The sequence below is a fragment of the Nostoc paludosum FACHB-159 genome (assembly GCF_014698835.1).
GTDB lineage: Bacteria > Cyanobacteriota > Cyanobacteriia > Cyanobacteriales > Nostocaceae > Nostoc > Nostoc paludosum.
In genome coordinates this window covers 12,704-31,271 of record NZ_JACJTU010000056.1, presented here as the reverse complement: position 1 = coordinate 31,271, position 18,568 = coordinate 12,704, and the positions used below count along the sequence as shown (strand labels likewise).

The 18,568-nt window shown below is 41.3% G+C and carries 17 protein-coding genes; 7 read left to right on the top strand and 10 right to left on the bottom strand.

The features are described from left to right. Positions 1 to 75: 75 nt before the first annotated feature. The gene (locus H6H03_RS32885; protein WP_190959230.1) at positions 76 to 1,554 is read left to right on the top strand and encodes a cobyrinate a,c-diamide synthase; all 1,479 of its coding nucleotides are present in this window, start codon (positions 76 to 78) and stop codon (positions 1,552 to 1,554) included. A gap of 531 nt (positions 1,555 to 2,085) precedes the next feature. On the opposite strand, the gene H6H03_RS32880 is transcribed toward H6H03_RS32885, so the two are convergent. Next, the gene (locus H6H03_RS32880; RefSeq protein WP_096537316.1) at positions 2,086 to 2,526 is read right to left on the bottom strand and encodes a Crp/Fnr family transcriptional regulator; all 441 of its coding nucleotides are present in this window, start codon (positions 2,524 to 2,526) and stop codon (positions 2,086 to 2,088) included. 707 nt (positions 2,527 to 3,233) lie between these two features. Here H6H03_RS32880 and H6H03_RS32875 point away from each other — a divergent pair. From H6H03_RS32875 to H6H03_RS32865, 3 genes are all read left to right on the top strand, one after another. Then, the gene (locus tag H6H03_RS32875; protein WP_190959229.1) at positions 3,234 to 3,908 is read left to right on the top strand and encodes a cadmium resistance transporter; all 675 of its coding nucleotides are present in this window, start codon (positions 3,234 to 3,236) and stop codon (positions 3,906 to 3,908) included. Between the two features lie 280 nt (positions 3,909 to 4,188). Further along, a complete protein-coding gene (locus H6H03_RS32870) occupies positions 4,189 to 4,821 on the top strand; it encodes a pentapeptide repeat-containing protein (protein ID WP_190959228.1) in 633 nt (210 codons plus the stop codon). Positions 4,822 to 5,111: 290 nt separating this feature from the next. Continuing rightward, the gene (locus H6H03_RS32865) at positions 5,112 to 8,117 is read left to right on the top strand and encodes a UPF0182 family protein (RefSeq protein WP_190959242.1); all 3,006 of its coding nucleotides are present in this window, start codon (positions 5,112 to 5,114) and stop codon (positions 8,115 to 8,117) included. A 168-nt stretch (positions 8,118 to 8,285) separates the two neighbouring features. Here H6H03_RS32865 and H6H03_RS32860 read toward each other — a convergent pair whose 3' ends face one another. From H6H03_RS32860 to H6H03_RS32820, 9 genes are all read right to left on the bottom strand, one after another. Beyond that, a complete protein-coding gene (locus H6H03_RS32860) occupies positions 8,286 to 8,960 on the bottom strand; it encodes a DUF305 domain-containing protein (RefSeq protein WP_190959227.1) in 675 nt (224 codons plus the stop codon). A 232-nt stretch (positions 8,961 to 9,192) separates the two neighbouring features. After that, the gene (locus H6H03_RS32855) at positions 9,193 to 11,472 is read right to left on the bottom strand and encodes a dynamin family protein (protein WP_190959226.1); all 2,280 of its coding nucleotides are present in this window, start codon (positions 11,470 to 11,472) and stop codon (positions 9,193 to 9,195) included. A gap of 242 nt (positions 11,473 to 11,714) precedes the next feature. Beyond that, positions 11,715 to 13,796 (bottom strand): dynamin family protein, encoded by a 2,082-nt coding sequence (locus tag H6H03_RS32850; RefSeq protein ID WP_190959241.1) that lies wholly within the window; start codon positions 13,794 to 13,796, stop codon positions 11,715 to 11,717. A 16-nt stretch (positions 13,797 to 13,812) separates the two neighbouring features. Then, positions 13,813 to 14,139: a DUF3040 domain-containing protein gene (locus H6H03_RS32845; protein ID WP_190959225.1), complete on the bottom strand. Its 327-nt coding sequence runs from the start codon at positions 14,137 to 14,139 to the stop codon at positions 13,813 to 13,815. A 131-nt stretch (positions 14,140 to 14,270) separates the two neighbouring features. Continuing rightward, positions 14,271 to 14,663, bottom strand: a complete 393-nt coding sequence (locus tag H6H03_RS32840) for a hypothetical protein (protein WP_190959224.1) — start codon at positions 14,661 to 14,663, stop codon at positions 14,271 to 14,273. A gap of 114 nt (positions 14,664 to 14,777) precedes the next feature. Continuing rightward, complete coding sequence (locus H6H03_RS32835; protein WP_190959223.1) at positions 14,778 to 15,113, bottom strand: hypothetical protein; 336 nt, start codon at positions 15,111 to 15,113, stop codon at positions 14,778 to 14,780. A 5-nt stretch (positions 15,114 to 15,118) separates the two neighbouring features. Continuing rightward, positions 15,119 to 15,382 carry a type II toxin-antitoxin system RelE family toxin gene (locus H6H03_RS32830; RefSeq protein WP_190959222.1) on the bottom strand — a complete coding sequence of 88 codons (264 nt, stop codon included), beginning with the start codon at positions 15,380 to 15,382 and terminating at the stop codon, positions 15,119 to 15,121. Further along, on the bottom strand, positions 15,375 to 15,653 hold the full coding sequence (locus H6H03_RS32825) for a hypothetical protein (RefSeq protein ID WP_190959221.1): 279 nt from the start codon (positions 15,651 to 15,653) through the stop codon (positions 15,375 to 15,377). Before H6H03_RS32825 ends, H6H03_RS32830 begins: the two co-directional genes overlap by 8 nt. Positions 15,654 to 15,700: 47 nt before the next feature. Next, positions 15,701 to 15,994 carry a hypothetical protein gene (locus H6H03_RS32820; RefSeq protein WP_190959220.1) on the bottom strand — a complete coding sequence of 98 codons (294 nt, stop codon included), beginning with the start codon at positions 15,992 to 15,994 and terminating at the stop codon, positions 15,701 to 15,703. Here H6H03_RS32820 and H6H03_RS32815 point away from each other — a divergent pair. The 3 genes from H6H03_RS32815 to H6H03_RS32805 all read left to right on the top strand — a co-directional run bounded on the left by H6H03_RS32815 (position 15,987) and on the right by H6H03_RS32805 (position 18,555). Further along, positions 15,987 to 16,961, top strand: coding sequence for a cysteine synthase A (locus tag H6H03_RS32815; RefSeq protein ID WP_190959219.1), 975 nt, complete (start codon positions 15,987 to 15,989; stop codon positions 16,959 to 16,961). The two genes, H6H03_RS32820 and H6H03_RS32815, sit on opposite strands and share 8 nt — an antisense overlap. 107 nt (positions 16,962 to 17,068) lie before the next feature. Next, positions 17,069 to 17,395, top strand: a complete 327-nt coding sequence (locus H6H03_RS32810) for a (2Fe-2S) ferredoxin domain-containing protein (protein WP_190959218.1) — start codon at positions 17,069 to 17,071, stop codon at positions 17,393 to 17,395. Positions 17,396 to 17,616: 221 nt separating this feature from the next. Then, entirely contained in the window at positions 17,617 to 18,555 is a 939-nt protein-coding gene (locus H6H03_RS32805) for a DUF5331 domain-containing protein (protein ID WP_190959217.1), read from the top strand. The last annotated feature ends 13 nt before the right edge of the window (positions 18,556 to 18,568 follow it).

The following is an 18,568-nucleotide window of genomic DNA, read 5'->3' as shown; positions in this document are numbered from 1 at the left end:
ACGCCATTAATCGCGTCTGTACAACAGTTAGGAGTTATAATGCATAATTTCTGACTCTTAACTTTTAAATTTTTCATGTCTCTAATCATTGCTGGAGAACGTAGTGGGGTGGGCAAGACAACAGTCACGCTCACCCTTTTAGCATCTTTATGTCGTCGCGATCGCTCTGTACAATCTTTCAAGGTCGGCCCAGATTACATCGACCCCATGTTTCACCAACATGTAACTGGTCGTCCTTGTCGAAATTTAGATCCAGTACTAACTTCTGAGGCCTACGTCCAGCAATGTTTTGCCCGTCATAGTCAACTCACCGAATATGCCCTAGTGGAAGGAGTGATGGGGCTATTTGATGGAATTGGGCATAGTGTGGGGGAGACGCGGGGAAGCGGGGAGACGGGGACGTGGGGAATACCCAATGCCCAATGCCCAATGCCCCATGACCCATGCCCAACTGACTTTGCTAGTACCGCACACATCGCACGGTTGTTAGATTTACCTGTGGTGTTGGCGATCGATTGTAGCCGTTTGTCTGGTTCTGTGGCAGCGATCGCCCACGGCTACCAATCTTTCGATCCCCGAATTAAAATGGCTGGGGTAGTATTAAATAGAGTGGGGAGCGATCGCCATTTGTCTCTCCTCAAAGACTCCCTACAATCCCTACAATTACCGATTCTCGGTGTGCTGCGGCGTCAAGATAATATCACAATTCCCGATCGCCATTTGGGTTTAGTACCCACGGCCGAACTTCCCGAACTCGATGCTGTAATCAATCGCCTTGCCGATTTAGGAGATACGTGCTTCGATTGGCAACGCTTATTACCGCTGTTACAATCAAAACCTCTCCCCATTTCCCCATCTCCTCATCTCCCTACAGACGCGATGAATCGCGTCTCTACCTACTCCCCTGTTAGAATTGCCATTGCCCGCGATCGCGCTTTTAATTTCTATTACCAAGACAATCTCGATTTACTGCAACAACTGGGTGCAGAACTAGTTTTCTGGAGTCCTCTAAAAGATGCTGAACTACCAAAAGATGTCCAAGGAATGTATTTTGGGGGTGGTTTTCCAGAAGTTTTTGCCCAGCAATTAGCAGAAAATATCAGCGCCCGTAATGCAGTAAAAAGAGCAATTCTCAAAGGAATGCCCACAATTGCTGAGTGTGGGGGATTAATGTATTTGTGTGAAGAAATTATCGATTTTGAAGGTAAATCTTGGTCGATGGCGGGAGTTTTACCAACATCTGCCGTGATGGGTGGGCGTTTAACTTTGGGTTATCGTCGTGCTGTAGCTTTGCAAGATAATCTGTTAGTCAAGGTAGGTAAAACTGTTTACGGACACGAGTTTCATCGTTCTCATTTAACCTCAATTCCCAATCAGCCCCTATTTGAAACTTCTCGCTACGATTGTGAGGAAAATATGGGATGCGAGGGATGGAGTTTACCTGCAAATGTTCATGCTTCTTATGTTCATTTACATTGGGGAGAAAGTGTAGAAATTCCACAGCAGTTTATTAAAGAATGTCTGAAAGTAGCATCTTCAAAAACATGGATTTAAGGGAACTCCAACCCACTTCCATTCCTCTGACCGAGAGAGTTTTTTTCAGAAATCAAATACAGCAGTTTGCAACTAAATGAGGTTCTTGTCAGCTTTTGGTGATCACTAGTGGGCTGGTTTAGGCAGAAGGCAGAAGGCAGAGGGCAGAAGGAAGAAAGAAGAAAACTACAGAAATTCCTGCTGTGCAAGGGTTACAGAACCTCTAGATCACAAGAAAAGTCTTCAAGTTTGATCTGAGTCTTGGCCACAAGTTCTACGACGACAGGCAGAATCTTAAAACCCTTCTGCCTTCTGCCTCCTGCCCTCTGCCTTAAAGCGCGTAACTTTTCATCATCACCAAAAGTTGCCAAGAACCCTAAATGAGGTACAGAACCAAGGATTCACAAATCAAATTATTCTTCTCCCTCCTGCCTGGTTGTTGAATCTCGACTTCGCTCGATTACCGCGTAGTCGAAACACTGCCTTCTGCCTCAAAACCAGTGACTTTGTACTTCATGCAAAAGAAAACTGCTGTATTATTCCTATAGATGATTAACTTGGCAAAGAAGTCACATTCATATCATCGTTCAATCTGCGAATCAGCCGCGATAGCTCACGAATGATATTCACCGCAATATCTGGAGTTTCTTCAATGGCATCATATAATTGCTCTTGGGTCAGCTCTAGAAATTCGCAAGGTTCCAAAGTGGTGGCGCTGGCGGAACGGGGTTGAGTATCAAATACTGCCATCTCACCAAAGTATTTTCCCTGTTCTACTTCTGCCAGCTGTTTGTTCCCAATATGGACTCTAACACGACCTGATACCACAATGTAGAGCGATCGCCCTTCTTCTCCTTGCCTAAAAATCGTGTAATTAGCTGGAAATGACAATTCATTCATCACTGAAGTCAGCCGCACAATAAAATCGTCCCGCAATTCCTTAAAAATTGGGACTCGCCGGACAAATAATAGACGGTCAACACTAGTTAGCATAATTACGAGTTGAAAATAAGAATTCAGAATTGGTGAATTCAGAATTCACAAATTAGAGCAAGGAAACGGGATTAGACCCGCCACTAATTGTAGTCCACCAAATTAAAAATTTGGTGTGGTGCTTGAGCAGTTATTCATTAAAAGCGACGGGAAACTCCACAGAGCAAGTGGCGTGGAGTTTTTTGTTTATGACTTCTCAGTCTGGAATTATTTATTGTTAAAAAAATTAAACATTACTAATACCATTGACAAAAATCTTTGCAATCCAAGAATTAACGTAGGGGGATACAGATGTACGCCCCTAGCAACGCATTTGCAACCAGAATTTCGTTTGACACTCTCACGACTAAAGTTGCAAAGCTTCTTCTGATTCTGAATTCACCAATTCTGACTTCTGAATTCTCTTTTAATCACTTTAATTTATCATTTTAAAAAACAAGAGTATTTGCTCTTATTCGGTCAAAGGTCATAATATTGACTGCATGAACTCCCAAGGTACCTTGCTGAGAAAAAAATCACCAATTTGATTGGAGGCGTAGTTTACTACCGTAGGCATCGCTTCTAAAGATTGGGCAATTGGCTGGTGACTGGTGAACCTCTATTAGTTGTCGCTAGGAAGAACAGTCAAAAAACCTGAACTGCCATCACATCGAAAAGCAGAGTCAGGATTTAGGAAAAATAGCATTGAATTATTGTGAGTAGCGATCATGAGTTGGCTAATCAGTACGGTAATTATTGGGTTCTCTGTAGCTTTTGCAACTACCTTTGACGACAATTTATATTTGACAACTTTCTTTGGGAAAGTCAATCGCACCTTTAGTGCTAAACATATTGTTATCGGTGAATTTGTTGGATTCACTGTATTAGTGCTTGCTAGCTTGCCTGGTTTCTTCGGTGGTTTGATTATTCCTAGTACCTGGATTGGGTTACTAGGTTTACTTCCCATCGCCATTGGTATCAGTAATTTCATGAGTAGAGAAGACGACGGAGAGACAGTACAAGATGTGTCAATTAGTTTACCCTCTCCGAGCAAATCTGGGCGGCAGAAGAAATCATTATTGGCAACCATCCGCGATCCCCAAACCTACCGTGTTTCAGCAGTTACCATTGCCAATGGTGGAAACAACATTGGAATTTATGTACCTTTATTCGCCAGTAGCAATCTTCCAAGTTTGGGCGTAATTTTGTGTGTTTGTTATTTGACTGTTGGCGCGTGGTGCTTCTTGTCTTACAACTTGACCCGTAATCCTCTCATGACGCCTGTTTTAGCTCGGTATGGTCGAAAAATCTTCCCCTTTGTCTTAATTTGGCTAGGATTGTCTATTTTGATTAAAAGTGAAACCTATCGACTCTTACCTAGTTTGGCAATGCTTGGCAGTTAGTTATGGTCATACAATTTTGGATTTGGGATTTTAGACTTTGGATTGGGGATCGGTTTCTAAATCTAGTAGCCTGTCAAGCCAACTTTGCAGAGTTTTAAATTCTCTGCGTCCCTAATCCGCTTCCCAGTCCAATAGTTTTTTAATCACTTGAATTTATGTTTTTAAATCAAAAAAATATTTGCTCTTATCAATCAACTTATTTAAAGTGAACATAAAGCACATTATTGATGGCTCTTACAAAAGCAAATCTAACACTGCAAATCATCACAGGAAGCAAACGATGAATAAACTAAATTCAAAAAAATTAACTCAGTGGCTCGTAACTGCCCTATTTGTAGTAGTTGTAGCAACATTTTCGCTACTGGATCAACCCAGCGCTAAAGCTCAAACAATAGCACCATCAGAACCAGCTTTAGAATCAACTCCAGTAATATCTCCAGTTCCATCACCAGTATTGGAACCAACCCCAGTAATACCCCCAGTTGCAGTACCAGTAGAATCTGTAGCAGCCAACGTTCAACGTTTACTAACAACCAAAGAATGTGTCGGATGTAATTTAACTGGTGCAGTTCTCAAGGATGCAAACCTGCAAGCAGCAAACTTGCAAGGTGCGAACTTACAAAAAGCAGATTTTGAAAGAGCAAACTTACAGCAAACAAACTTACAAGGAGCCAACTTGCAAGGAGCAGATTTAGGCAAGGCAAACATCGCAGGAGCAAACTTAGCGGGAGCCAACCTATTTGATGCAGACTTAGAAAAGGCTAGCTTCTTGGGAGCAAATTTACAAGCGGCAAACTTGCAAGGCGCAGACTTGGAAAAGACAAACCTCACAAATGCAAACATCCAAGGAGCAAACCTGATGGGAGTTGATTTAGAAGGCGCCATCAGACCCGAAGGATTTATTGCTCAGTAGTGCAAAATAAATCCTAGCTGCCACTACCATTAAACGAGTCTAAATAATCGCAAACCCCCTCAGTAAAAACTGAGGGGATTATTGCTTTGGCTCATCCACGTAATACTATGTAAATTCGATCGCTGATAAAGACTCATATCATAATCTGCTGAATTGCTCATAATAAAAGAACCTCTTATTGAAGGAGGGGCTGGGGAAGAGATTACGCTTTAATAACAAGTAATTTGGCGCACGTGATATCATCACCAATGCCCTATGCCCAATCCTCAAATCCCAATCGCCAATATAAAATGTTCTGGAAATGGAGCTTTAGAGTATTTATCATATTCCTGGGGTTATGGCTACTCTTGGATTTAGCCTCCCGCGTGGGAGCAGAAATTCTTTGGTTTCAGGAAGTCGGCTACCTGCAAGCATTTCTAGTCAGGTTATTGACTCGTGGTATTTTGTGGGTAGTGGTAGCTAGTGTCAGTGCTGCCTATCTACTGGTAAACCTTGCTCTGGCACAACGGCTGAAGTATCCCCGGTCTTTGAAGATTGAGGAAGTTGAACTACAAAGTGAATTCCAAAACTTTCTCAGCGTTGATTATGCAAGACGCGATCGCATTTCGACACCCCAGACCCAAGACTTAAAACCATTAAAATTACGCTGGCTGTTACCCTTAGCTTTGATACTGAGCTTGTTGACAGGGTTAATGGTAGCTCACTACGGTCAAATTGCTCTTGCTTACTGGCATTCTCCAGTGGATAACGCTAGTTTACCGATTCCCGCCTTATTCCGACCAGAGAGGATCTGGCAACTTTTAAACCAGATTGTCTCTCAAATTTGGGATCTCGGCTTAATTGTGGGGGGAGCGATCGCTATTTTAATTTTTCCAGGTTTTTTACTCACAGCGATCGCTATTGTCTTTAGTGCCATTTTTGGGTTGATGCTATTCCAAAACTGGGCAAAGGTATTGCTATATTTTCACCCTACCACTTTCAACAGCACTGAGCCTTTATTTGGTCGCGATATCAGCTTCTACATATTTTCCTTACCGTTTTGGCAACTGCTGGAACTCTGGCTGATGGGATTATTTTTGTATGGCTTTGTCGCCGTCGCCTTAACTTATCTCCTGTCGGGTGACAGTTTAAGTCAGGGAATTTTTCTTGGTTTTTCCCAAAAGCAACAGCGTCATTTATACGGTATGGGTGGCTTGTTGATGCTCTTGGTAGCTTTGAGTTACTGGTTGAGCCGCTATGAACTGGTGTATTCTAGCCGTGGAGTCAGTTATGGTGCCAGCTACACCGATGTCACAACCCAGTTGCCAGCTTACACGATTTTATGTGTTGTGGCTGTTGGCATCGCCTTTTACTTACTTTGGCGAACATTATTCTGGAAACCCAAATCTCAGTATCGCCGCTTGGTGTTTTACGGATTAGGCATTTATTTGGTACTAGTTCCAGCAGCTGACGTTGTTCTGCCTAATGTAGTGCAATATTTAATTGTGGAACCGAATGAATTGCAAAGAGAGCAACCCTACATTCAGCGTACCATTGCCTTAACTCGCCAAGCATTTGATTTAGAGGCGATCGATGCTAGAACCTTCAACCCCCAAGGAACATTAACTGAAGCTGATATTCAAAAAAATGACTTGACAATTCGCAATATCCGTCTTTGGGATGAGCGACCATTGTTAGAAACCAACCGTCAGTTACAACAAATTCGCCCATACTATCGCTTCCCCGATGCGGATATCGATCGCTATACTTTGAAAACAGAGGTAAGTTCAGACCAACCATCTGTTCCCCAACCAGCCCCGAAACAGGAAGTAATTGAACCACTACAACGCCGTCAGGTACTAATTGCTGCACGAGAATTAGACTACACAGCCGTACCACAGCAGGCTCAAACCTGGGTTAACCGCCATCTAATTTATACCCACGGTTTCGGGTTTACTGTTAGTCCAGTGAATACAGTGGGTGCGGGTGGACTACCAGAATATTTTGTCAAAGATATTAGCGGTGATAGTACCGCCCTGACAACTTCCAGTCAAGGCATTCGTGAAAGTATTCCCATTGGAGAACCCCGAATTTATTATGGGGAAATTACTAATAACTATGTAATGACTGGCACAAGAGTTAGAGAATTGGACTATCCCAGTGGTAGCGACAATGTTTATAACTCCTACGATGGACGGGGTGGCGTTAAAATTGGTTCGCTATGGCGTCGCTGGCTGTTTGCCATGTATTTGAAAGATTGGCAAATGGTCTTAACGCGAGACTTTTTGCCAGATACCAAAGTGTTATTGCGGCGGAATATCAGGCAAAGAATCCAGGCGATCGCACCTTTTTTGCAATTTGATAGCGACCCTTATCTAGTCAGTGCTGATGCAAATCGTAACAATACCGATCCAGACTACCCAAATGGTAAAAGTTACCTTTACTGGATTGTCGATGCTTATACAACAAGCGATCGCTATCCTTACTCAGACACTGCTAACGAAGGTATTAATTATATCCGTAACTCTGTAAAAGTAGTAATTGATGCCTACCACGGCATTGTTAACTTTTATATTGCCGATCGAAGCGATCCGATTGTGGCCACTTGGTCGAGGATATTTCCCAACATCTTCAAACCGCTCAGCGCCATGCCCATCAATCTCCGCAATCATATCCGCTATCCTGAGGACTTGTTCAAAATTCAATCTGAGCGGTTGATGGCCTACCACATGACCGACCCCCAAGTATTTTACAACCGGGAAGACCAGTGGCAGATTCCTAACGAAATTTATGGTAGCGAACCCCGTCCGGTAGAACCGTACTATTTGATTACTGGTCTACCTAATGTAACTTTTGAAGAATTTATTTTGTTTTTGCCCTACACTCCCAGACAGCGGACTAATTTAATTGCTTGGTTGGCAGCGCGATCGGATAGCGTAAATTACGGTAAGTTATTGTTGTATATCTTTCCTAAAGAAAGACTGGTCTACGGCCCAGAGCAAATCGAGGCGCGAATTAACCAAGACCCGGTAATTTCCCAGCAAATTTCCCTGTGGAATCGCCAAGGTTCGAGAGCCATTCAAGGAAATTTACTAGTAATTCCCATTGAGCAATCGCTGTTGTACGTCGAGCCAATTTATCTAGAAGCCACACAAAATAGCTTGCCAACTTTGGTGCGAGTAGTTGTGGCTTACGAAAACCGAATTGTCATGGCACAAACATTAGAACAAGCATTACAAGGAATCTTTCAACCAGTAGTTACACCACCCGCCCCCATTATCCGTCCAGTGGAAGAAGGAAGCCCGACAGCGCAGTAATATCTAGGATTGACGCGGGGACACGGAGACGCGGAGATCGATCTGCTGGGAGGTTATAAAGAATTGGTATCAAAGAGACTGGAGATTTGGTTCTGTTGACTCATAATTCAAAACTCTCCCTATCCCTGCTTCCCCGCGTCTCCGTGTCTCCCCGTCTCCCTCACAACATCACTGGTTATACCAACTTTTCCGCCATTGCTGCATTTGTTTAATTTCAGTATCTTGTGCTTTGATAATTTCTTGGGCTAATTGTTTAATTTCGGGGCGTTTAGACTTAGTTAAAGCGTCTTGTGCCATTTTTACAGCCCCTTCATGGTGAGGAATCATCGCATTAATAAAGCGCAAATCAAAGTTAGCATCAGCCGCGCCTAAATCTTGACTCATCATCATCGCTTGCATTTGCTCAGGTGACATCTCCATCATGTGACCCATTTGACTGTGATAAGCCATTGGTTTATTTCCTGCGCTGGGATACCAAGCTTTTCGCCACTGCTTCATCTGGGTAATTTCTTGATTTTGGGATTTGATGATGTTGTCTGCTAGTTTTTTAATTTCAGGGCGTTTGGATTTTTGTTGTGCTTCTTTGGCCATTTCCAAAGCCCCTTGATGGTGGGGTATCATCGCATCGATAAACCGTAAATCAAAGTCAGCATCGGCTGGGCCTAAATCCATTCCCATGCTGTGATTCGTGTGGTTCTCGCTAGCATTGGTAGGAGTTGCGTTTGGGGTTTGCGTTGGGTTCTGGGAAGCAGCATTGGAACAGGCTGTGAGTAATCCACTTGCTGAAGCGATCGCCACAAAGCTTAACGCTAAAAAACCCTTCCTCAAAGATAGCAGTTGCATAAGTTTTATCCAACAGTTTTCTAATTCTATATTTACTTACTAACTTCGCAACCAGAAATGAAATTAGGATGAAATCTCTTGAGAATTCAGAATTCAGGAGTCAGAATTCAGAATAAATTTTATCTAATACCGATATAATCCGACAAACAAACCATTTGTAGAGACGCGATTCATCGCGTCTTAACCCAAGAATGTGTTGCTGATTGTATTCTAAATTCTGAATTCAGAATTCTTAACTCTCAGTCAAAATTGTGTAAGCTTCATTCACTAAGTGCATTTTCTCTTCTGCTTGTTTTTGTTGTTGCGGTTTACCCACAAATAAATCTGGATGCCATTTTTTTACTAAAGTTCGATAAGCTTGCTTCACCTCACTTAAAGAAGCATTAGGTTGTAATCCTAAAATGCTGTAAGCACGAGTAATTTTATCTTTTTGTGTCTGCGTTTTCGGGGGATTTGGTGCTTTATTATTTTGAGTTGTATTTTGCTGTTTGTTACTTTGAGAACCAGGCGATCGCATTTCTGCTTTCATTCGCGCTATTTCCTCATCAAGTTCCCAATTATGAAATTTCGCGTCTACTTCTTCTGGACGTGGAGAAACAGAAGTTTTCGGTGGTGGAGAAACTTGTTGACGAGAAGATTCTACTTTTTTCTGGGTATTTTTAGCAGGATTTTGCTGTGCTACTTGTTCTGAACGTGGAGAAACTTGTTGATAAGTAGATTCTACTTTTTTCTGGGTATTTTTAGCAGTATTTTCCTGGGCTGGGCGAGAAGTTTGGAATTTTTCTGGTTGTGGCAAATATCGAGTATTTATAGTTTTGGATTTCGGTATTTCTTGATAAGGTTGATAATCAACGCGAATTTTGACTTTTTCTAACTCTCGCAGTAGCTCATTAAAAATATTTTGCAAGCGTTGTAAATCTTGGCGTTTATTAGCGATTTCTAAGGGTTCTTCATTGACTTCCAAGTAAATTACTTTTTCGGCTTTACCATCGTATTTAGCCAAAATTGATAATCCTTGACTACTAAAACTAGACAAATAATCTTCTGTTGCAGCTATACAAAGTTTGGCAACTTGCTGATGATAAGATTCATTAGCTGATTTTTCTTCTTGTTCTTGAATATTTTTATTTAATAAATAAGAAATACTACCAACGACAGCAGCACCGACAGGCCCGCCTAACAACCAACCAATACCACCACCAACTGCGATGGAACCAGTTTCACTCAAATCACTGTGATTATTCGGCTTGGGAGGTAATATGATTTGGGGTTCGTTAGGGAAGGGAATTAATAAGTCTTCTGGTCTTTCTGCTTGGAAAAATTCGTAAGCTTGATAAAGCCATTTCACCGTTGCTAGTTGCAATTGATTTAAGTCTTTTTTAAGAGTATTTGTTTGCCATGATTTAAAGTTATTTTCTGCCAGTGCAACTGCGGCGTCAGCTTGATATTTTGCTAGTAGTTTTGGTAAACTTAACCAATCGCTTAATTCCGAGATACTAGTAGCAAAGCCTTGTTTAATTAAGTTAGCAGCTTTTTCTTTGATTTCAATTTTGGCATTGTGTTTATCAACAAGTGATTTTACTTCCTGAGCAATGGGGTCAATTTTGGCTTTTAATGATTGTTGAATTTGAGTAGCGATCGCCTCTACTCTTGGCAAACGTACACTACCACGATTTTGCTGTAAAATCCCCACAATATTTTGCAAAGCCGTTTCAAAAGCCACCAACCCGCTACTATTAGCTTCTGCCACATCGCCTTTTAATCTAGCCCGTAAGGCGGGTAAAGCATCAACACGATATAAATTACTAAAACCTGGAGGTAATTCGGCTCGAAAGCTTTCCGCCACAAATACCAAGCGATTTTGCACTTGTTTTTGTTCTTCAGGCTCAAGTAAATTAATAAAATTGGCAATAAAAATAACTGTTTTAATCCCACGATCTAATAGCCAATCTCGCAAGTTTTCTCGTTCGCCTAAAGTCATTAACTTGCGTGCATCTAATAATTGTACAACTAAATCTACACTTAAAAGTTGTTCTCGTACTAAATTATCTTGTTCTTCTCGGTCATTAGTGCCTGGTAAATCAAGAAATTCTACACCCGTTTCTAAAAAGGAATGGGGACAAAAAACTTCTACAGATACTACATCTTTTCGCATCTGTCTATTCCCATCTAGAATAGCAAATTGCTGTAAAATTTCCGTCCCACTGCGGTAAATTTCTGTACCATCTACCAACATGATGCGAGTTCGCACATCAGAACCATACTTAACAGTAATCGCTGCACCTGTAGTCGGAATTAAATCAATGGGTAATGTGCGATTCCCCAACATGGCATTTAATAAGGTAGATTTGCCATGATTAAAAGGGCCAAATACCGCAATCCGAAAGCTAGGATTAATTAGATAATTACAAATAGAAATTACATCTTGATTGAGTTGCGATTTCCGTTCTAAGTTTAATAATGCAGACGCAGATTTGAGAGAATCTACTAATTTTTCATACTGTTGTTGCATAGTTCCTTAATTCCAGATTTCAAAATAGATTTTTAAATTAAATACTCTATTACAAAAACTCCTCACTTCCCCTCTGCGTCTCTGCGTGAATTTAGAATATTAGTAACCACAGATAAACTAATCAGTGTTTATCTGTGGTTTTATCCTTTATTTCCTGAGTTGTGAATTTTTTTTCAACGAACCACAGAGAGCGCAGAGAAAAGAAATAGAGGTTTTCACAAATGATTGAGTATTCCTACACTTTAGCTATAGTAAGCTAACAAATTGCTATAAGCAGCCTCAATTTTTTGCAACTGAGCTATTACATCTTCTTGTAAGGTTTTTAACCTCTTGAATTCACTTTCACGATTAATTTCACGGGTTTCTTTTTGCTTAACTAGATTATCTAATTCAGATTTACGAGAGACGATATCATCATTAATCCGCTTGCTCACTTCTCTTTCATAAGCATCAAAACACTCTTTCACAGCATCGTATACAACTTGAGATTGCTCGTGCGCTACTTGGGGTAGGTGTTTAACTAACTCTTTTTTAGCCGTTTTTACTAACTCTTTACGCGCTTGATCTGCTTGTAAAAAGCCCACTCCTAAACCTAGCAGTGCAAATCCAATAGGCCCCAGAAAAACACCCGTCACCGCTGTAATTATCCCACCAATACCAATTACAGTGAAGTAGTTTAACAAGATATTTTTCCAATCAAATCCACTTCCAGCTAGTGCAACACCAGCAAGATTTCCCTTAGATAGTGATAACAATCCCATTGCCCATTTCGCCCAAGCTGGAGAGTTATCATCTTCACTAGCTATAGTGGCATTTACTTTGATGTTTTGCCCGGTGATTTTTTCGGTGATTTGGTCTGTGACTTGGCTGTAAGATGCGCCATATTGTGCTGCACTGCGAGAAAGTTCTTTAAAAGCGGCATTGATATCTTTTTCAGCACTTAATGTCCAAGCAGCAGATTTGTCAGTGATATATTGCTCAAAGGCTTTTTGCAGTGCAGCGTTAAAGGCTTCCCGTTTTCCGCTACTCAGAAAATCAAACAAATTTAATTCTGGTTGATAACGTAAAAAATCGTTTTCAAAGGTATTACCTAAGTTTAAAACGTAGCTGCGGAAGGATTCAGAAATTGTTCTTGCTTGAGAATCTCTGGTGTTGAGAATTTCTTTTTGGAATTGATCTCGAATAGTGGTGAGTTTATTAAACTCTGGTTCTACTGAATCAATTCGTTTTTTCAACTCATTTACATCTTGGTCGAGTAATGGTACTCTTCTGGCAACGGCTTCGAGGATGTGATTGACAGCTTGCCTAGATAGGGTTCTGATTTGACGAAGTTCGGCGATCGCTCTTTCTCTGGTAAGAAAAGTATTCAGTGCCCCCATAAACTTAGGAAACCCAGTCCCCTCTAAATCAGCTTGGGGGTTTTTCAGCCGTCTTCTAAGTGCTTGAATTGACGAAAGCTCAAATACACGTTCGTCATAAATATTTTGGCCATCTACGTAACAATACTCTGCTAAATTCGCTTTAAATACTTGCCGCAATCTGTCTTCAGCTGCTTTTAATTCTTCTTCATCATCAGGATCTATCAATGACTCCCGCAGTTGATCCCAAGCGTTAATTAAGAAGAAAACCGTCAGTCCTCTACCTTTAATGTAATTTTCTAAATACCGACGTTCGCCCAAAGTGCAAGGTTGAGAAGCTCTCATCACGAACAAAATTGCATGGCAATTATTCACATAATTCAAAGATAATTCGTTTCGTGCTTCTGTATCATTTAATCCTGGGCTATCAACAATTTCAATTCCTTTTTCTAGTAACGTTAAGGGATATTCGACTACTGCATAATCAACATCAGGAAAAGCTTGCTTTTTCTCCTGTTCTAATTTTTTTGCTTCTGCCGGATCGATGGTATATTTATGTTTAAAACTTTGAAAATCTAACTGTTGTGGACTTTTGCCATCATTAAAATGAATAGTAACTTTCTTTTCTGGCCCATAGCGTAAAACTGTTAACACTGCGGTACAAGGGTTAACGTCACTGGGCAATAAGTTTTCTCCAATTAAAGCATTGAGAAACGTACTTTTTCCCCGTTTCATATCGCCCAATACCAATAGGCGAAACACACCTTGGCGGAGATTTTTACTAGCTACTGTAATATCTTCAATATCTCGCTCTAAACTGAGTTTTCCTGATGATGAGTCTCCAGCTAATTCAGCTTTATTAATGATTTCAACAAGTTTACTCAAACATACAGAAATTTCCGATCGCACTTGAGCAACGCGCTCTAAGTCTTGGATAAATTTGTCAGTTGCTACCCGATCGCTCATAATAGTTACACCTGAATTAAGAATTGGTTTTTTTGGATTCAAAAAATAATTTGTAAGACATCCACCCCAGTGCAGCAACAATAATAAACCCAGCTAGCACTGAGGCTATCCTCACCGCAACTAACGCTACCACACCAAGAGCAAACAACTTTCCACCTAGAATTAGTTTTTTCATCCAAGGTTTCTGAAAATTTTCTGGCTGATGCTTAACAGTTTGATGAAAAGGTGCATCAGCAGTATGAATTTTAGCTTCCATTTCTCGAAGTCGCAATTCAACTTCTCGTTCTCGTAATATACGTTCTCGTTGTTCAAGTTCTTTATGGCGGTCTTTCTCAGATGTCATCAGTATCCACTCCGTCTAAGAAATTTTCATTGTCAGCTAAATTTAAGCTGGAGTTAAATCTTACAAAATGCACTTGCTCGCCAAACATGGGCATCATTCACTATGAATGATGCTTAGTTATTGCTTGCTGGTTACACCGTCTGGGTAGAAGCCGATTTTGAATCTGCACTCGATTTTAACCGGGTAATAGTAGCTTTACGAATGCGTTCGCTTTTACGTACTCCGCCTGTCATCTCATATTGCCGACTGTTTTTGCCATACCTCGACGCCACACCATTGACTAGGCGTTCTGAAGTTTCACGAATGCTTTTTTCAAGGGTTTCTATTTTTTCCTTTGCTGTGTCAATGGCAGTGAGCATCATATTATACTGGTCAATTTCGTTGCGGAGTTCTCCGGTTAGCTCGGTTAAATGGTTTACACTAACGGAATCACCAAAATCAAGGCTGGAATCAATTGATTTAAATCCGATTAATTTCTGTTCGGTTTTTTCTAGCAGCGGAGAGGTTCTTTTTTTGCGTGGCATCAATGGATACCTTTTACTAAACTCTATCTTTCTAGGATGTCTTAATAGAACAATGTTTCGGCTCAGTAAAGCTGACGAATAGAGGTATTTTTTGTATTTAAATTAGATTTAAAGCTAAGTAATTACACGAAAAAATAACAAATCGTTGAGAACAGACTTGTGTTGTGGACGAATGGACTTGCGTTGTGGACGAATGGACTTGCGTTGTGGACGAATGGACTTGCGTTGTGAACGAATGAACTTGTGTTGTGGACGAATGAACTTGTGTTGTGGACGAATGGACTTGTGTTGTGGACGAATGAACTTGTGTTGTGGACGAATGGACTTGTGTTGTGGACGAACAAGAGAGACGCGATAAATCGCCGTCTCTACAAGACTATGCGATCGCCCCTGTTCAAACAGATATTGTAAACAGAATGGAGATGCGTAGGCGTAGCCCGCCGCAGGCATCGCTTTTACGGTTTATATACCTCACTGCGATGAGCAATCGCCACAACAAGTACCTGCACAACTTCATCGTCTATAGAATAAATGACTCTGTAATCCCCAATTCGGTAGCGATAGTAACCTGCATAATCTCCTTTCAGGGCTTTAATGTTGGGGTGCGATCGAGGAGTTTGTTCTAGCTGCTGCAAACATCGGGCAATTTTCTTAGCAAAGGCTTTGTCAGCATTGACATAAACTTCCTGGACATCGGGATGAAGAATAACTTCATACATCAGAGCGAAGAGTTCTCCAGGGGGTATATTGGGCTTTAGGCGTTACTTGATTTTGCTTAACTCGCTCTAACAATCCAGGAATTGCCAAAAGCTCTTGGGTTGCAGCTTCGCTTTCAGCATTTGCCAAATAAGCAGCAAAATCAGTCAGCACCCGTAATCGTTCTGGAGATAATTGCTGGAGTAATTCATTAAGCTGTTGCTGTAACTCTGCAACAGAAATCAAATCTGCTGATGACCCATCATCCATCGGAGAATTATCGGTAGTATTCATTGCCTACTTCAGGATTTTAAGGTTTAGTTTTTATTATGCCGCGATCGCTAGAGATGATGGAAGCAAATAGCTTTGATACTTTGAGGCAATTGTAGCAGAGGGCGATCGCCCCTAATAAAACAGATATTGTAAACAGAATAGAAATGCGATTTTATCCAATCTGGAGTTGAGCCGATAGCTTTGTAGCAAACATTGGAATTAATACTCGATACATCTTGAGTATGGGATTTTACGCACTGGTTTGCAACTTTTATGGTTATTTCTGGAGATGTGTCAATCATGCCACCGCTATAAGCCAAAATTTTTATAGAAGAAAACACAGGTAGAGTCAAAATGGACATTAAAAATGGCTTCGTCGGCGCTGTTGGGAACACACCTCTGATTCGCTTAAACAGCTTTAGTGAAGAAACAGGGTGCGAAATCCTTGGTAAAGCAGAATTCCTCAATCCTGGCGGTTCCGTCAAAGACCGCGCCGCACTTTACATCATCCAAGACGCAGAAGAGAAAGGTTTACTCAAACCTGGTGGTACTGTTGTGGAAGGAACCGCTGGTAATACTGGTATTGGACTAGCACATATTTGTAACGCCAAAGGCTACAAATGCCTAATTATTATCCCTGATACCCAATCACAAGAAAAGATAGACGCACTGACAGCCTTGGGAGCAGAAGTCCGTCGCGTCCCGGCTGTACCCTACAAAGACCCCAACAACTACGTCAAGTTATCTGGTAGAGTCGCCGCCGAATTAGAAAACGCTATTTGGGCAAATCAGTTTGATAATTTAGCCAACCGCCGTGCCCACTACGAAACCACAGCCCCAGAAATTTGGAAACAGACAGATGGTAAAATAGATGCATGGACAGCTGCAACTGGTACTGGTGGTACTTTTGCTGGTGTAGCGTTGTACTTAAAAGAACAAAATCCCGCCATTCAATGCGTTGTTGCTGACCCCCTGGGTAGTGCACTTTATAGCTATGTCAAAACAGGCGAAATCAAAATAGAAGGAAATTCCATTACCGAGGGCATTGGTAATGGTCGTGTTACAGCCAACATGGAAGGCGCACCTGCTGATGACGCTATCCAAATCGATGACCAAGAAGCTTTGAGAGTAGTTTACCAACTACTGAGAAAAGATGGCTTATTAATGGGTGGTTCAACGGGTATTAATGTTGGGGCTGCTGTTGCCTTAGCCAAGCAATTAGGCCCAGGACATACCATTGTCACCATATTGTGTGATAGCGGTTCCCGGTATCAATCGCGGATATTCAACCCTGAATGGCTAGCCTCAAAAGGACTTTCAATAGATTAGTTATTGGGTATGGGGCATGGGGAGACGCCGGGACACAGGGACGCGGGGACGCGAGGACGCGGAAAAAGACTAATGACTAATGACTAATAACTAATGACTTATGACCAATGACAAACATCACTCAATTATCAAACTTTTCTGCAATAAACCAACCCTCTTCTCCTACATGTGTGCGGGTTTGTCAAAATCGCACTTGTAAAAAGCAAGGTGCTGCGAAAGTCTTAGCAGCTTTGACGGCTTTACCAATTCCTGGGGTAACGGTAACAGGTAGCAGCTGTTTAGGACAATGTGGCAATGGGCCGATGGTGCTGGTATTACCCGATATAGTATGGTATAGCGGTGTTCAGCCCGATGAAGTATCTCTACTGGTAGAACAACATTTGTTAGGTGGCCAAAGAGTCAAACAGATGCTCTATCATCGATTTCATTCCTAAAAAATAAAGTCTGCACTGTTGTTAACTGCTAATTTTAGTTTTTAGATTGTTGATAGCCCAATATTGGCAAGCTATCAAGCTCCTTTTACGCCTCCAGCCCTACCCGTTTATTGGTAGGGTCAATTGAAAATTGTTCGACTGAGCCTAGTCGTTCGCGTAGCGTTCCGCAGGAAAGTTTAAAATTCCAAATCCAAAATTGTTTGACCTAAGTGAGGCATTCAATGAATATCCAGCAACTGCGTCAATCCTTAAAACAGAAGTGGCTGAGTTACTACGAGGAAAATAGCTCTTGGCTAGTTAAAATGCGAGTTTGGGCTACTTACGATGGTCTGCGGCGTCCTTCGTCTGGTTTTATTTTGGCAACGCTGTCTGTTTTGGAACCGCAGTTTGAAGAGATACTTGATTTTATATTGGAATTAAGTAATAATCCTGATAAAATAGTCGCAGCTTTGGGTCTCAACTTCAATCCCGATGAAGAGTTACGTTTAATAAAATCAACAACCCAAGTTAAAAGCGAGTCGTTAGAAGATAAACTTTCTCACGAAAACAAAGGTATTCCATTAGTTTTAAATACTACCAGCAATACGCTACACTCTGATTTACCACGCTTAGAGCAATCTGTAACATCATTTACAGATAGCACAGAAGTAGATCTGACACAAAAAGGTGGAACATTAGTTGCAGTTATTACTAAGATTCCTGCTAATACTTCCGTAAAAGCGCTACATTCAGTCAAGCCAGACTCCGGTTTATTCAGGGAAGATAAACCAGTAAAATCACCCGTCGATCGCTTTTCTTCAACAGGAACACTGGCCATAGCTCAGGTCAACAGCAAAGCCAAAACTATGCCATCTGTGGCATCGGGTAGCCAAGTTTCTAGCCACAGCAAACCAGTACGAACGCTACCAATTACTACGGAAATTTCTAGTAATAATAAACCAGTGCGATCGCTAGCAATTACTACCGAAGTTCCTAAAAATACCCAGCATGTTAATACACCACCACAAGACGTTAAAACGAAAGTGAATTTATTACTAAGTACCAATGCCCGTAGTGTAGCTTCTTGGGTAGATGAATTTTGCCAAGGTACTAGATGCGATCGAGAAGAATTGAGAACTCAGGAGTCAGAATTCAGTATTAATTCCAGTCCGACTCTTTAATAAATAAAGATTG

What these genes read in the sequence shown, in the direction of transcription:
- H6H03_RS32885 (WP_190959230.1), top strand. Translation starts at nt 76, where the DNA reads ATGTCTCTAATCATTGCTGGAGAACGTAGTGGGGTGGGCAAGACAACA.
- H6H03_RS32880 (WP_096537316.1), bottom strand. Translation starts at nt 2,526, where the DNA reads ATGCTAACTAGTGTTGACCGTCTATTATTTGTCCGGCGAGTCCCAATT.
- H6H03_RS32875 (WP_190959229.1), top strand. Translation starts at nt 3,234, where the DNA reads ATGAGTTGGCTAATCAGTACGGTAATTATTGGGTTCTCTGTAGCTTTT.
- H6H03_RS32870 (WP_190959228.1), top strand. Translation starts at nt 4,189, where the DNA reads ATGAATAAACTAAATTCAAAAAAATTAACTCAGTGGCTCGTAACTGCC.
- H6H03_RS32865 (WP_190959242.1), top strand. Translation starts at nt 5,112, where the DNA reads ATGTTCTGGAAATGGAGCTTTAGAGTATTTATCATATTCCTGGGGTTA.
- H6H03_RS32860 (WP_190959227.1), bottom strand. Translation starts at nt 8,960, where the DNA reads ATGCAACTGCTATCTTTGAGGAAGGGTTTTTTAGCGTTAAGCTTTGTG.
- H6H03_RS32855 (WP_190959226.1), bottom strand. Translation starts at nt 11,472, where the DNA reads ATGCAACAACAGTATGAAAAATTAGTAGATTCTCTCAAATCTGCGTCT.
- H6H03_RS32850 (WP_190959241.1), bottom strand. Translation starts at nt 13,796, where the DNA reads ATGAGCGATCGGGTAGCAACTGACAAATTTATCCAAGACTTAGAGCGC.
- H6H03_RS32845 (WP_190959225.1), bottom strand. Translation starts at nt 14,139, where the DNA reads ATGACATCTGAGAAAGACCGCCATAAAGAACTTGAACAACGAGAACGT.
- H6H03_RS32840 (WP_190959224.1), bottom strand. Translation starts at nt 14,663, where the DNA reads ATGCCACGCAAAAAAAGAACCTCTCCGCTGCTAGAAAAAACCGAACAG.
- H6H03_RS32835 (WP_190959223.1), bottom strand. Translation starts at nt 15,113, where the DNA reads ATGCCTGCGGCGGGCTACGCCTACGCATCTCCATTCTGTTTACAATAT.
- H6H03_RS32830 (WP_190959222.1), bottom strand. Translation starts at nt 15,382, where the DNA reads ATGTATGAAGTTATTCTTCATCCCGATGTCCAGGAAGTTTATGTCAAT.
- H6H03_RS32825 (WP_190959221.1), bottom strand. Translation starts at nt 15,653, where the DNA reads ATGAATACTACCGATAATTCTCCGATGGATGATGGGTCATCAGCAGAT.
- H6H03_RS32815 (WP_190959219.1), top strand. Translation starts at nt 15,987, where the DNA reads ATGGACATTAAAAATGGCTTCGTCGGCGCTGTTGGGAACACACCTCTG.
- H6H03_RS32820 (WP_190959220.1), bottom strand. Translation starts at nt 15,994, where the DNA reads ATGTCCATTTTGACTCTACCTGTGTTTTCTTCTATAAAAATTTTGGCT.
- H6H03_RS32810 (WP_190959218.1), top strand. Translation starts at nt 17,069, where the DNA reads ATGACAAACATCACTCAATTATCAAACTTTTCTGCAATAAACCAACCC.
- H6H03_RS32805 (WP_190959217.1), top strand. Translation starts at nt 17,617, where the DNA reads ATGAATATCCAGCAACTGCGTCAATCCTTAAAACAGAAGTGGCTGAGT.